This window comes from Aerosakkonema sp. BLCC-F183, from assembly GCF_041929145.1.
GTDB lineage: Bacteria > Cyanobacteriota > Cyanobacteriia > Cyanobacteriales > Aerosakkonemataceae > Aerosakkonema.
The window spans coordinates 132,143-146,958 of record NZ_JBHFNU010000102.1; the positions used below are offsets into that span (position 1 = coordinate 132,143).

The 14,816-nt window shown below is 43.6% G+C and carries 14 protein-coding genes; 13 read left to right on the forward strand and 1 reads right to left on the reverse strand.

Features of this window, described 5'->3' with window-relative positions; all coding sequences use genetic code 11:
- Positions 1–65: 65 nt before the first annotated feature.
- A complete protein-coding gene (locus ACE1CD_RS29685) occupies positions 66–284 on the forward strand; it encodes a type II toxin-antitoxin system HicA family toxin (RefSeq protein WP_374800078.1) in 219 nt (72 codons plus the stop codon).
- 191 nt (positions 285–475) lie between these two features.
- Positions 476–799: a hypothetical protein gene (locus tag ACE1CD_RS29690; protein ID WP_374827074.1), complete on the forward strand. Its 324-nt coding sequence runs from the start codon at positions 476–478 to the stop codon at positions 797–799.
- Between the two features lie 90 nt (positions 800–889).
- Here ACE1CD_RS29690 and ACE1CD_RS29695 read toward each other — a convergent pair whose 3' ends face one another.
- A complete protein-coding gene (locus ACE1CD_RS29695; RefSeq protein WP_374827075.1) occupies positions 890–1,699 on the reverse strand; it encodes an SDR family NAD(P)-dependent oxidoreductase in 810 nt (269 codons plus the stop codon).
- A 327-nt stretch (positions 1,700–2,026) separates the two neighbouring features.
- On the opposite strand from ACE1CD_RS29695, the gene ACE1CD_RS29700 reads away from it, so the two are divergent.
- From ACE1CD_RS29700 to ACE1CD_RS29750, 11 genes are all read left to right on the forward strand, one after another.
- Positions 2,027–2,158, forward strand: coding sequence for a hypothetical protein (locus tag ACE1CD_RS29700; RefSeq protein WP_374800086.1), 132 nt, complete (start codon positions 2,027–2,029; stop codon positions 2,156–2,158).
- Between the two features lie 123 nt (positions 2,159–2,281).
- Positions 2,282–2,536, forward strand: a complete 255-nt coding sequence (locus ACE1CD_RS29705) for a DUF4212 domain-containing protein (RefSeq protein ID WP_374827076.1) — start codon at positions 2,282–2,284, stop codon at positions 2,534–2,536.
- Between the two features lie 8 nt (positions 2,537–2,544).
- Positions 2,545–4,218, forward strand: coding sequence for a sodium:solute symporter family protein (locus ACE1CD_RS29710; RefSeq protein ID WP_374827077.1), 1,674 nt, complete (start codon positions 2,545–2,547; stop codon positions 4,216–4,218).
- Positions 4,219–4,437: 219 nt separating this feature from the next.
- A complete protein-coding gene (locus ACE1CD_RS29715) occupies positions 4,438–5,373 on the forward strand; it encodes a bestrophin family protein (protein ID WP_374800092.1) in 936 nt (311 codons plus the stop codon).
- Between the two features lie 357 nt (positions 5,374–5,730).
- The gene (locus ACE1CD_RS29720; protein WP_374827078.1) at positions 5,731–7,473 is read left to right on the forward strand and encodes a WD40 repeat domain-containing protein; all 1,743 of its coding nucleotides are present in this window, start codon (positions 5,731–5,733) and stop codon (positions 7,471–7,473) included.
- A gap of 8 nt (positions 7,474–7,481) precedes the next feature.
- Positions 7,482–9,821: a molybdopterin-dependent oxidoreductase gene (locus ACE1CD_RS29725; protein ID WP_374827079.1), complete on the forward strand. Its 2,340-nt coding sequence runs from the start codon at positions 7,482–7,484 to the stop codon at positions 9,819–9,821.
- Positions 9,808–10,413 (forward strand): cytochrome b/b6 domain-containing protein, encoded by a 606-nt coding sequence (locus ACE1CD_RS29730; protein WP_374800098.1) that lies wholly within the window; start codon positions 9,808–9,810, stop codon positions 10,411–10,413. The genes ACE1CD_RS29725 and ACE1CD_RS29730 overlap by 14 nt, the downstream gene beginning before the upstream one ends.
- Before the next feature lie 15 nt (positions 10,414–10,428).
- Complete coding sequence (locus ACE1CD_RS29735; protein ID WP_374800100.1) at positions 10,429–11,490, forward strand: leucine-rich repeat domain-containing protein; 1,062 nt, start codon at positions 10,429–10,431, stop codon at positions 11,488–11,490.
- A 327-nt stretch (positions 11,491–11,817) separates the two neighbouring features.
- Positions 11,818–12,633, forward strand: a complete 816-nt coding sequence (locus ACE1CD_RS29740; protein ID WP_374827080.1) for a DUF4058 family protein — start codon at positions 11,818–11,820, stop codon at positions 12,631–12,633.
- A 39-nt stretch (positions 12,634–12,672) separates the two neighbouring features.
- Positions 12,673–13,176: a DUF29 domain-containing protein gene (locus tag ACE1CD_RS29745; protein ID WP_374827081.1), complete on the forward strand. Its 504-nt coding sequence runs from the start codon at positions 12,673–12,675 to the stop codon at positions 13,174–13,176.
- 8 nt (positions 13,177–13,184) lie between these two features.
- A complete protein-coding gene (locus ACE1CD_RS29750; RefSeq protein ID WP_374827082.1) occupies positions 13,185–14,816 on the forward strand; it encodes a leucine-rich repeat domain-containing protein in 1,632 nt (543 codons plus the stop codon).

Here is a 14,816-nt window from a genome sequence, read left to right on the forward strand (position 1 = left end):
CCCAAATTTTTCAGTTGATTTTTGGCTAGCTCTATAAGTACAAAATCATTAGAGAGTATGAAATCATGCCACCTTTTGGCCCTATCTCGCGTCGTGACTTGATTGCTGCTTTGCGTGCTGCTGGCTTTGAAGGCCCATTTTCAGGCGGAAAACACCAATTTATGGTTCGTGATGGTCTACGAATTCGTATTCCCAACCCACATCAAGGAGATATTAGAGAAAGTTTGCTGGGAAGAATTTTAAAGCAGGCAGGGATTTCACAAGATGAATGGCAAAATTTGTAGTTCAATAGAGGTAGAGATGGCCTCTTCGATGCTATTAGGTTTTTAAGTGCGATCGCACCCTCTCTCGCCTCTCCTCCCAAAGCAATAGGTATAAATACTTAGCCCAATAGACTCAACCCATTAGTAGGAAGCGCGAACCGATCCGAATGTGGCAATGTATGAAGTAAAGGGTTGATGAGCGAAAAAAATTTATGTTTTCAGAAAAAGATTTTGAGCCATCTACAGATAGCCGACTTGCTGCGACGACGAGAATTTGGTCTTTTGCTACCGGAATGCTGGCGCTTTGCATGATTTTTTCACCGACTAGAAATAATATTGCCATACCGATCGCATTAGGCGCAAGTGCAGCAACAGGTACAGCTTGCGTATGGCTATCGAATAAAAAATCCTCAAACTCCATACCAGAATATCGGCTGGAAGAAATAGAGAAACGCCTAGATACCTTAGAAACAGTTGCTGGCAATGATGACTTGGAAATGTGGTTAAAAACGAGACATTTGGCATCAAGAAATTAGATAACTGTAATCGACGATGGTGTCATCTAACTTCGGGGATAAGAAGCGATCGCCTTTCTTAAGGAAAAGCGATCGCCAATCCTATATTCCTTAAGCCTGTTTCAATCGTTGATAGCGTTTCCGCCTATCCTTAGATAGTGGCGCAGCCATCACTAAAACGCTCTCCAATAACCAAGGTGCAAAACGTTGGCACCACACGGCTAAATAACTTTGCCATCCCACCAAAATTTCCGGCGATTCCTTGTGCAATCCGTCGATAAGTACTTTAGCTACTTTTTGGGGAGTCATAGGCACTACCCATCTAAACCATTGCAGATCGCGCACCATGTCGGTATCTGTTAAAGATGGTAGCAAAGCTATCACTTTGATATTGTGTTGAGCGAGTTCGCCGCGCAAAGCTTGGGTGAATCCGACAATGGCAAATTTAGTAGCAGAATAGGTAGCCATTGTGGGTGCGGCAATCTTACCCATTAAGCTGGAAACGTTAACAATTGTACCTTCTTGTTGTGCAGCCATCCTTCGCGCTACGAGACGAGTTATGGTGTACATTCCCATTAAGTTAATCGCGATTTCTTGCTGCACGTTTGGCAATGGAGATTTCAAGAAAGGCGATTGGTGTGCAACTCCCGCACAGTTGACTAAAAGATGTATGGGGCCGTAATCTCGCCAAGCTTGGGCGATCGCAATATTCACCTCTACCATTTGCGATACATCTAACCCCAGCGTCACGACTTCTGCGCCAAGTGCTTCGATTTCGGCGGCAACTTCAGCTAACTTTTGGGAATCGCGTGCTACTAACAATAAACGCTTTGCTCCTTGTTTGGCTAATTCGATCGCGATCGCTCTTCCAATTCCACGGGAAGCCCCAGTAACTAGAGCCGTTTTTCCTTGTACGTTCATTAAAAAAACCTCCTTTCGTTGAGGTATCACACCACTTTCAACCACCGAGATTCAAAACTTTGTAGCATAGCAATATCCTCGGCAGATAATTAGACGAACAGTGAATTGTGATAGTTTCTTGAAGCTGAAGACATTTCTCAGAGATAGTGCAGGGAATTCACATTGTTAGGTAGATACAACTGAAAAATGTCTGTTACGGAAAATCCAGGATAATTTGAGTTTAACTGGTACTACGCCTCTTAGCCCAGTCGGTCACTAAATCAAGTAGTTTTTAGTGCAGTCTAGTCGAAAAGTCATTAGTTCATCGCCGCTACTAACTAATGACTGATGACTATCTTGTCGGCAATTTTGCCATCAGAAAATCCGCGCACAGTCAACATTGATGCAGAGCATGGATGGTACGTCTCCTCGATACGAGCGTTTACCAAAAGCGGTTTATATGCACACGTTAACAACTAAATCAACAAGCTGCAACATTTTTTCATTAAATTTGTGTAACATTTATTTACAAATATGAAAAACCGACAAAGGCCATGTATCCTCGATCGCAGTTAATCATATTTTTCAAACCCAAGAAAAAGTATGGAGCGAGACAAACATCAGGCTTATTGGCGTGCAAACACAGCTTTAATCCGAAATCTGCTGATTGTTTGGGCTTTAGTGTCAATCATCTTTAGTATCCTGCTAGTTGAGCCGTTAAACGCCGTGCGTATCGGTGGCGTTCCGTTCGGCTTTTGGATGGCCCAACAGGGATCGATCTTCGTCTTCGTGGCGCTGATTTTCATCTACGCTGTGCAGATGGACAAACTAGACCGCAAACACGATATCGATGAGTGAGAGGAATCATGTCTGTTGAACTTTGGACTATTTTCTTAGTTAGCCTCTCCTTCATCGCTTACCTGTATATAGGTTGGCAGTCTCGCGCTAAAGGCAGTGCGGACTTTTTCGTAGCGGGAAGGGGAGTTCCCTCGATCGCCAACGGTGCAGCTACCGCCGCCGATTGGATGTCGGCAGCTTCCTTTATCTCGATGGCGGGGTTAATTTCGTTTCTGGGTTATGATGGATCGGTTTACCTGATGGGTTGGACTGGCGGCTATGTGCTGCTAGCCTTACTTCTAGCACCCTACTTGCGGAAATTCGGCAAATATACAGTTCCTGATTTTGTAGGCGATCGCTATTATTCCAACATTGCGCGTTTAGTTGCAGTCGTCGCCGCCATCTTCATCTCCATGACCTACGTCGCCGGACAGATGCGCGGTGTAGGAATTGTGTTCAGCCGCTTCTTGCAAGTCGACATCAACACAGGCGTGATTATCGGTATGGTTGTTGTCGCCTTTTTCGCGGTGTTGGGAGGAATGAAAGGCATCACTTGGACGCAGGTGGCACAGTACGGCGTGTTGATTGTCGCTTATCTGATTCCAGCGATCGCTATTTCAGTATTGCTGACCGGCAACCCCATCCCCCAGTTGGCCTTCACTTTTAGCGATATCGTTGCTAAACTCAACCAAATCCAAGTCGATCTCGGTTTTCAGGAGTACACCAAACCCTTTGCCAACCAATCGCAGCTCGATGTTTTGTTTAGCACTGTGGCATTGATGGTGGGAACTGCCGGATTACCTCATATTATCGTGCGCTTTTACACTGTTCCTGACGTGCGTTCGGCGCGTTTCTCCGCTGGTTGGGCGTTGCTGTTTATCGCCATACTTTATACTACGGCTCCCGCTTTGTCTAGCTTTGCCCGCTATAATTTGATCGACAGTTTGCACAACAAAACTGTGGCGGAAATTCAACAGCTTGATTGGGCGAATAAATGGGAAAAAACAAAGCTGTTGACGTTTGAGGATAAAAATGGTGATGGGCGCATTCAGCTAACACCTGATAAAGCGACGAGCGAAATTACTATCGATCGCGATATCATCGTGCTTTCCACACCAGAAGTCGCAAAACTCGCTCCGTGGGTGATTGCTTTGGTGGCGACGGGAGGACTGGCAGCCGCTTTGTCCACTGCATCCGGGTTGCTGTTGGTAATTTCCAGTTCGATCGCACACGATATTTACTATCGCATCATCGATCCGAATGCTTCGGAAGCGAAACGGGTGATGGCCGGTCGGATTATGATTGGATTTGCGATCGCCATTGCGGGGTACTTCGGCGTCAATCCCCCAGGTTTTGTCGCTCAGGTAGTGGCTTTTGCGTTTGGTTTGGCAGCAGCGAGCTTTTTCCCGGTAATTATTTTGGGAATATTTGACAAACGCACAAATCGAGAAGGTGCGATCGCCGGTATGTTAGTAGGTTTAATTTTCACCCTCTTCTACATCGTGGGAGTCAAATTCTATGGGATGCCACCTTGGTTTTTTGGTGTCTCCCCGGAGGGAATTGGCACTTTGGGTATGGCGATCAATTTTGTTGTCACTTTCGTTGTTTCTCGTCTGACTGCACCACCGCCGTTGGAAATTCAAGAAATGGTGGAGATGCTTCGCACGCCTGGTGGAGAAACACCACCTGAAGCCGTTCATTGATATAGCTAGGGACTAGGGGCTAGGGGCTAGGGGAAGAGGGAAGAGGGAAGAGGGAAGAGGGAAGAGGGTAAAGGGAAAAGGGAGAAATTTTGACTTTTGACTTTTGACTTTTGACTTTTGACTTTTGACTTTTGACTTTTGACTTTTAACTCTCCCACTCTCCCGCTCGGAAAAATCGACATACTAAAAACTCAAGAACCGTTTTGCGGAGCAGGTAAGATGAATAGGAAAAGGCAGTCTTGGTTAAAAGCTGTTTTACGCCTTCAAGGTTCGGTAGTTCCAATCGTATTGCCTCGCGTCATCGGATGTGGGGTTTTTGGTATTTTTGTATCCATACTTTATCATTTTAGACTGCCTGTAGATTTACCGACATTAAGTAGTGTGATTCCCAGTATTGTCTTAGGTTTATTATTGGTTTTTCGCACAAATACAGCTTACGATAGATTTTGGGAAGGCCGCAAACTTTGGGGGAATATAAACAATAGCGTGCGTAACTTATCCCGTCAAATTTGGGTATCCGTTGAAGAACGCGAACCAAAAGATAAAAATGCCAAAATCTCCACACTAAAGTTACTGGTTGCTTTTGCAGTTGCGACTAAGTTACTGTTAAGGTCAGAGACGATCGACAACGATTTAGAGGGATTAATCTCCCAATCTAGGTATCAGAAACTCAAGACTATGAACAATCCTCCTTTAGAAATTGCTTTCTGGATTGAGGATTACCTACAGGAGCAATATGAAAAAAACTGCCTGCACATATATCAATTGAATGCCATGAAAGAGTTGCTGAACATTTTGGTAGATTGTTTGGGTGGATGCGAGCGGATTCTCAGAACACCGATGCCGCTGGCCTATGCGATTCACCTCAAACAATTATTATTACTTTATTGTATTTTTCTGCCATTTTCTTTGGTCAGGGATTTTGGTTTTTTTACCGGAATCCTCGTAGTTTTGATTAGTTTCGCTTTGTTTGGCATTGAAGAAATGGGAGTTGAAATTGAAAATCCCTTTGGGCACGATCCCAATGACCTACCACTGGATGCAATTTGCGTTAATATACAGCGCAATATTGAGGATTTAATCACCCTGACTCCCTACGTAAGAGATTGGAAAACTGCAAACGTCGAGGATGGCTCTCGCAAATCTCTCTCTTAGAGGCTGTTTGTCAACAAATTTCAACGTAGAAACTGGGTCTATCCGGGCTTAACTTTTCTTTACAAACAGGCTCTAAGCATTTTCCCAGCCAACTTACAAGCCTTGTGCGGCTGACCCTCAGAATGAATGATTAGTTTTGCCTCAGCTTTCGGGAAAAAACGATCGACTCAAACGGATCGTCTGTATTACTTCGTGCTAGGGTCGATGATGAAAGCACCCCGATAATCCTTTTAAGGATATTATTCGCTAACGTAGCAATAAAAGCTCAATTTGACAAGCCGTTGGCGATCGGCACTTGCATTAAAAACGCTTACAAAACAAAACCCTACCCTCAGATCGTAAAATCTCCTCTTGCCGATGGACTGGACAACACCGCTGAGATATCAACAAGCTGACTTCGTTAAACGGCTGAGCAAGCAAAAAGCGCTAGAGCCGAGTATGCTGAATTCGGAAATCCGAGGTTGCCACAGCGAAATGATGGTAATCTGTGGAGACGAGTTACAAACAATACTGGACACCAGCCAGCGAGAAGCTGACAGAATCGCCAAAAATCCGCCACCGCCTCCCCCAGAGTACAATAACTGGATAGATTTCCAAGCACAATTCCAGCACGACGCATCCGAATACCTGATCCGAGAGCGGCTGGCTGATGCAATTATGTCGGCGCGTCTGGACAAACTAATCAAAAAAGTTAAAATTGACCCCCACTCAAACATAGAACTGAATGATGAGGGAAGCCTGCGTAATGAAAGCAAGTTTATTTATACTTTGACAGACTATCCCACCGTAAGCATTCAAGTTCACATTTGCGATAATGAAAGTTTTACCAGCCTCAAAAAAGATAAAGTCCGGTGGTTAGTAACTCAATCAGACATCAAGACTCATAAAGTTTTCATCTTTATTTGTTCGTTTTTGTTAGCTACTTATCACTCGCGAGGTAGGCAAATCGAAACATTATTGGCTGGTTTTTTGCCCGCAGACCAGATTAAATTCAGCGGCCCCAAAACTTACTTGAAACCAGGGGATTTGCTCTATGCTGGCGGTTTGCGATGTTATTTGGAATCGTTAAATCCGGCCAACACTCCCCCAGAAGATCGGTTGCTAGTGCCTGAAACAATTCAACAGATGCCCGATAATAATCATCTTATTACAGTTGTGGGCGGTTGGAGATGCTTGCATACCCTCATCGGTCATCCAGACCCAATTTATTCGCTTGCCATCAGTCCATCCGGGCAAATTTTGGCTAGTGGTAGTCGCGGGGAAATCAGGCTTTGGGATATGACGACGGGTAAAGAGATTTGCGTCCTCTCAGAATATCCCTGGATGGATTCTTGGCACATCGATGAAGTGAATTCCTTGGCGTTCAGTCAGGATGGACAAACTTTGATCGGTGGCGGTGTAGACTCAACAATTAAAATTTGGCACATCGGTGCTAAAGACTTGATCGATATTTTGGAAGACCATAAAGGTGCGGTGCGGTGCGTCGCCTTCAGTCCCAGCGGTCAAACTTTTGCCAGCGGTGGGGACGATCGCAAAATAAACTTGTGGAATCGCCGCAAGCGGGAGGCGTTTAACTCGCTTTCTTGGGGCGATAGCGTCCCCCATTCTCTCGCTTTTAGCAGCAACGGTCAATTGCTAGCTAGTGGCAGTTATCGCAAAATTAAAATATGGCATTTGGATGAGGAGAATGTATTCGGTTCCCCCAAAGCTAAATTGCTGCACACAATTACGGCACATTCACACATTGTTAGTGCTGTGCTTTTTACTTCAGTTTCTGCTAATGGAATGGGGAAAATCTTGATCAGCGGCAGTCGCGATCGCACCATTAAACTATGGAATATCGAGACGGCGGCAATGATTCGCACGCTTAAGGGACATACCGCCGCTGTGTTTTCGGTGGCGCTTTGTGCCGATGGTAGTAAGATCGCTAGCGGCAGTGAAGATAAAACTGTGAGAATTTGGCATCTGGAAACCGGAGAACTTTTAGGCACTTTTACCGGACATAGCGAACAAGTTAATGCCGTTGTTTTCACTCCCGATGGACAAACTTTGATTAGTGCGAGTCACGATAAAACGATCAAAATTTGGCAGCGAGGTTAAATAGAAAAATGTTAAAAAAACCGACAAAAAAATGGACTCCCGCGCATTGGGCAAGTTGGAAACCCTTCGGCATTGGCGAACAATATCCAAATAATTATTGGGAAGTTTTTCGAGCCATTTGGATGAGTCGAGACAATCTGCCTTACGCTTGGGAAGTCCTCAACAAAGGTGTGTGCGATGGTTGCGCTTTAGGCACAACAGGGATGAAAGATTGGACAACAGATGGTATTCACGTTTGCAATGTGCGTTTGCGCTTGTTGCGGATGAACACGATGTCAGCTTTCGATCCGGCAATATTAGAAGATGTTTCTAATTTAAAAGATAAGCGCAGTGCAGAGTTGCGCGATATGGGACGCCTGCCTTATCCAATGGTGCGAAAACGGGGAGAAAAGGGTTTTCGGCGGGTAAGCTGGGATGAGGCGATCGCAATTATCAGTTCGCGCATTCGTTCGACTACACCCGACAAACTCGGTTTCTACATCACCAGTCGCGGAACTGTCAACGAAACGTATTACGCAACACAGAAAGCCGTGAGAGCGATCGGCACAAATAATATTGACAATGCTGCCCGTATATGCCACTCTCCCAGCACATCTGCACTGAAAACATCGCTGGGTGTAGCCGCAACAACTTGCTCTTATAAAGATTGGATCGGCACGGATTTGTTAGTCTTCATTGGCTCAAATGTTGCCAACAATCAGCCCGTCACCGTTAAATATCTGCACTGGGCAAAGAAAGCAGGCACTAAAATAGTTGTCATCAACAATTATCGGGAACCGGGAATGGAAAGGTACTGGGTTCCTTCGATTGTGGAAAGTGCTTTATTCGGAACTAAATTTGCCGAGGATTTCTTTTTGGTGAATGTGGGTGGGGATATTGCCTTTCTCAATGGCACGCTGAAACATTTAATCGAAAATAGCTGGATTGACGATAAATTTATTAAATATTATACCACAAACTTCGACGAATTAAAAGCAACTGTCGATCCGCAATCTTGGTCAGAATTAGAGCGAGTTTCCGGCGCTACCCGCGATGAAATGTACGCCTTCGCCAAAATGGTAGGAGAAGCAAACAAAGCTGTGTTCGTTTGGAGTATGGGAATTACTCAACACGAGTGCGGCGAAGATAACGTGCGTGCCATCATTAATTTAGCTTTAACTAAAGGTTTTGTCGGTCGAGAAGGATGCGGTTTAATGCCAATTCGGGGACACTCCGGCGTGCAGGGTGGCGCGGAAATGGGATGCTATTCAACTGTTTTGCCAGGGGGTAAACCCATCACTGCTGAAAATGCCGCCGAGTTGAGTAAAATTTGGGGTTTTGAAGTACCGACATCCAAGGGAATGACTGCACCGGAAACGATCGATGCTGCTTATGAAAATAATTTAGATGTGTTGTTTTCCGTGGGTGGCAATTTTCTAGAAGTTTTGCCAGATCCGGAATATGTGGAAGCAGCTTTGCAGCGCGTTCCTCTGCGCGTACATATGGATATTGTACTTTCCAGCCAGATGTTACTCGAACCTGCGGATACGGTCGTTTTGTTACCTGCAACTACTCGCTACGAAGTGACTGGCGGAGTAACAGAAACGACTACCGAACGGCGAGTTATTTTCAGTCCGGAAATACCCGGTCATCGCATTGGCGAAGCGCGTCCGGAATGGGAAGTTTTTATGGAATTGGCAAGGCGAATTCGTCCGGAAATTGCAGATAAGTTGTATTTCTGTTGTGGGATATCTTGTGGGGTATCTTGTGGGGCTGGCGTCTCGCCAGCCATTGGGGATGGGACGGGCGAGACGCCCATCCCACAAGAAAGTACAGCTGCGATTCGAGAAGAAATTGCTTTGGTTATTCCTCAATATGCGGGTATCCAACATTTAAAAGAAGCGGGAGATCAATTTCAATATGGCGGTTCCCATCTTTGTTTTGGTTGGCATTTTCCGACACCGGATGGGAAAGCTCATTTTGCACCTTTATCTTTGCCGGAAAGAGAATTGCCGGAGGGTTGTTTTTTAGTGACAACTCGGCGCGGTAAGCAATTTAATAGTATGGTGCAAGAAAGAAAAGACGCGATTACTGGTGCAGTGCGAGATGCGGTATTGATGAGTGGAGAAGATGCAGAAAAGTTGGGTTTAAAAGATGGCGATGCGGTTGTTTTGAAGAACGATTTAGGCGAATTGCGCGGAAAAGTTTACATCGCTACCGTGAAACCGGGTAATTTGCAAGTACATTGGCCCGAAGGTAATGTGTTGTTAGATAAAAAGAAGCGATCGCCTGCTTCTGGTATTCCAGATTACAATGCGATCGTCCATTTAGAAAAACTTACATCAGAATATACCAATGCCACAATCTAAACCATATCAACCCCTACTTTTCCGTTTGCTGCACAACATCACTTCTTTCATTGTTATCGGTGCAGTAATTACCGGATTTTTAGTCTACGATAGTTGGGATGGTCGCTTCGGTCGCCTGGGAATCACTCTCAAAAACCGAGAATTAATCGATATTCACGGTACATTTGGGTTTTTCTTGCTGCCAATTCTGATTTTATTTGCTATTTACAGTATTCGTGCAGGTTCGCAACGGTTAGTACAACCTGATTTATTGAAAAAATTAACGAAAGTAGGCAAACCAATCTGGTGGTACAGCTTGCAACGCCTTGCCAATACAATGATGTTAGTTGCAGGCATATTTGCTTTGGTTTCCGGGAAGTTTCAGGATGAAAATTGGTTACCAAAAGGAGAAATGAGTCATGTTTGGTACTACGTTCATCTGATAGCTTGGTGTGTGGTAGTTACGGCTATAGCTATTCATGTATTGATGAGCGTGAAAGTGGGTGGCGCACCGCTCATTCTTTCTATGTTCGATCCTAAAATTCGTTCAGAAGATAGTCCATCACATTGGCCGGAAAAAGTTAAGGCTTGGTTACGTCGTCCTCATTTATAATTAGAAAATATCCTGATGTCCTCACTACAGCCAAAAATAACAAAAACCTTCACCTGCTTTGCCGATTGGTGTTTGCACAAAGACCGCCTTTCAAAAGGGGCGAAGCATACGATCGACGTGCTGTTAAAGATAGCTGGAACTTCTGATTGTGAAGAAGCCGATCGGATACTTTCAAATTGCACCGTGTTGCATCATAGATCCGATAAGAAAATAACAGACATAAGTATACTTTCTAACCTCACCAATTTGACTTACCTCAATCTCGATAACAATCAAATCACAGACGTAAGAGGACTTTTTAACCTCACAAATTTGACCTATCTCAATCTCGCTGGCAATCAAATAACAGACATAAGTGGACTTTCTACCCTCACCAATTTGACCGACCTCTGTATCGATAACAATCAAATCACAGACATTAGTGGACTTTCTACCCTCACCAATTTGACCTATCTCAATCTCAGTAACAATCAAATAACAGACATAAGTGGACTTTCTAGCCTCACCAATTTGACCCAACTCTATCTCGATAACAATCAAATCACAGACATCAGTGGACTTTCTACTCTCACCAATTTGACCATTCTCTATCTCGATAACAATCAAATCACAGACATCAGTGGACTTTCTACCCTTATCAATTTGACACACCTCGGTCTCCGTAACAATCCCGTAATAGATCTGAGTCCATTGCGATCGCTTAATAACTTAAACTCTGCCTTTGTCTACGATTTTTATTTACCCAATAAATACTTTTTACCTCAGCACGAGTGGCAAGCACAATGGCTTTTAGAAGAAAAAAATGCCGAAATTCGGCGATTGCTAATTCAAAAAATTGGCTACGCTCGCATTTGCCAGGAGTTGCAAGCAACCGAATTAGATTCTTGGCGAGAATACACTTTATTAAAAATAGATAGCAATGTGGATGTCGAGCCAATTTATCTACTAAAAATGACTTGTCCCAGCACTGGTTTTATTCACGTCTTGCGCGTTCCACCCAATATGACATCAGCGCGTGAAGCAATTCGCTGGGTGAATTGGGGAATCGACCCGTCAGAATTTAGTGTGGAAAGCTGAGATGTTGCCATGTCTATTTATTCAGCTCGCATTTATAAACGCTAAGATTAAATAGAGTTAATATAACAACCGCTCTCGTCATATCGTGTCCGGTTGCATCGGTTGCGTAAGGGGAGGGCGAAGCATTCGGATCTAAAATCTAGGGTTTTGAGCTATAGATTGTCGCCCGAATGCTTCGCCCCTACAAATATACACAACCGAAGGTAGCGGACATGATATCAGTTAAGACGTTCACCAGTTGCACCTTTTCCCAAGATTTCTAGTTTCTTCTTCCCCTAACCCCTAACCCCTAAGCCCGACACCCTAGCTATAGTTTGAGGTAACAAAATGCCTTCACCATTTCCAGGGATGAACCCCTATTTAGAAAATCCCGAATTGTGGTCGGAAGTTCATCATCGATTGATTACTGCGATCGCGATCGCCATAGCACCGGATCTCCGTCCTAAATATCGAGTCGCAATTGAAAAGCGTACCTATTTGAGCGACATTGAAGATAGCGTTTTGGTCGGAATTCCCGACGTGGGGGTATACGCTAAGCGAACTGCTGCAACTCCAACGCGAATATCCAGCACAGACGCTTCGCGATCGAATGTTGCGCTTGCTTCTCCAACAGAAGCAACTGCTGTCACTATACCACTACCGGAAGAAGTCAGAGAAAGCTATTTAGCAATTAAAGAAGGAAAAACGGGTACAGTTGTTACCGTTGTGGAAATCCTTTCTCCTAAAAATAAGCGTGACAAAGAAGGAAGGAAAGCTTACGAAACCAAACGACAGCAAGTTTTGGCAAGTTTGACTAACTTGGTAGAAATCGACTTACTCAGAAGTGGAAAACCAATGCGGATAATCGAAAAAATTCAGTCAGATTATCGCATATTGATTAGTCGATCGAATCGTCGTCCGACTGCAAGTTTGTATGCTTTTAACTTGCGGGATGCAATTCCCTCCTTTCATTTACCGTTGGAGTCAGGCGAAAGCGAACCATTGGTAGAGTTACAAAGCTTATTAAACAATATCTACGACGAAGCATCATTTGATATGGCAATAGATTACGATCGCCAACCTGTACCACAACTCAAACCAGAAGATGCCGTTTGGGTAGACGAGTTGTTGCGAACCCAAAAACTGCGCGGTACAGTTGAGTAAATCGGTATTACTTTCGCCTCTATTAAGTGGAATTCAATTATGGATACAAAAGCGATCGCATCTTCACCAACAACCGATAATCTCTATGAAACTGATTTCTATGCTTGGACGCAGGAACAAGCAAAACTGCTGCAAGCAGGAGTATGGGATGGTTTGGATATTGTCAATTTGGTTGAGGAAATAGAATCTTTAGGAAAGCAAGTACGTCAGGAATTAAGGAATCGATTGGGAATTCTACTCGGTCATTTGCTAAAATGGCAATTTCAACCAAACAAACGATCTAAAAGCTGGTTTTTTACATTGCGAGAACAACGTCGCGAAATTCACTACCTATTAAACGAAAATCCCAGCTTAAAACCTTATCTTCCGGAAGCATTATCAATAGCTTATGAAGATGGAATTGACTTATTTGCACGCGAGACTTCTCTCTCTGACAAAGATTTTCCGGCTGAGTGTCCTTACTCTATAGAACAAGTTCTGGACGCGACTTTTTTCCCCGGAGAACCTTTAGAATCCGGTCAGAGTTGGGTAGTTGAAAATTGAGATAAATTATGTCCGCAGAAAACGAAAACAATACTTCAAACTTTCATACATTTGCTGACTGGTGCTTGCACTTGAATGACCTACCAAAAGAATCAAAGCATACAGTTGAAGTGCTATTGGCAGAAGCAGGAACATCTGACTGTAACGAAGCTGATGAAATACTTTCTAACTGCACCGAACTGGATCTGGATGGCAATCAAATCATCGATATCAGTCCGCTTTCATGTTTCACCAATTTAATTGTACTCAACCTTCACTACAATCAAATCAGCGATATTACTCCCCTTTCATCCCTCAGCAATCTCAAAGAACTTTATATCGGCGACAATCAAATCAGCGATATCAGTCCGCTCTTATCCCTGAGCAATCTAAATGTACTGAATCTTCGCAGCAATCAAATCAGTGATGTAAGTTTGTTTTCATATTTTAGCAATATAACTAAATTGTATCTTGACAACAATCGCATCGTCGATCTTAATTTTATCTCATCGCTCGCTAATCTAATTGAACTGACTTTAGCCAATAATCAAATCAGCGATATCAGTCCGCTATCATCTCTCACGAATTTAACTTATTTGGATATTTACAACAATCAAATCGCCGATATCAGTCCGCTTAAATATCTCACAAATTTGCAATACTTGGAAATTGGTGAAAATCAAATTGCCGAAATTAATGTGCTGCCTTCACTTCACGAGAAGTGGCGCAATTTTTATCTTAAACCTATAGATAAACAAAAAGCAACCGCAGCGATAAAATCTGTTTATGCAGTGCTTGGTTTAGGAGAACCAAAGCTAATTTTTTGCCAGAGTCCTTACCAGGCTGTGGTTTTGTTAATAGAGCGCTATTTACGGGAAAAAGATCTCTTACTAAGAGAGCAACTATCTGAAGCGATCGCCTTACCTATAAGCCGGAAATTAAAGATATTTTTGAAGTTACAAAGCGTATTTTTGCCAAGAGAAAATATCAATAGGCAAATCACTCAAAATTTGCCATATGAATTAGTAGATAAATGCGATTACATTACTCCGGAAGACTTAGTTGAACTGATCGGCTTTACAGAATACTGTATTTCTGCCTTAAATTTAGTGTTAGAACAGAAAGCTCAAAAAGTGTTGCAGTGCGTAAAAAATATTTTCGAGCATTGCGGTTGGATTTTTCCATTCGAGAAAGCTTGTATTGTGTGCGATCGTCCTATCCAATTCTCCCTCGATGCAGAAGATCGCCTCCACGCAGAAGGATCTCCTGCGATCGCATTTGCTGACGGATTCCGTTTGTACTCCTATCACGGCGTCACATTACCGGAAAAATACGGCCAACTGCACCCGCACCAGTGGCAAGCTCAATGGCTTTTTTCAGAGAAAAATGCAGAAATTAGACGAGTTTTAATTCAAGGAATTGGGTATGCCCGCATTTGCCAAGAATTACAAGCAATAAAATTAGATGCTTACCGAGAATACACACTCTTAAAAATAGATAATAATGTAGATATCGAGCCAATTTATTTATTAAAAATGACTTGTCCCAGCACCGGATTCATACACGCCTTGCGCGTACCGCCGCAGACGATATCTGCTCGCGAGGCAATTAGCTGGGTAAATTGGGGAATCGATCCAGAGCAATTTTCAGTACAAACTTAA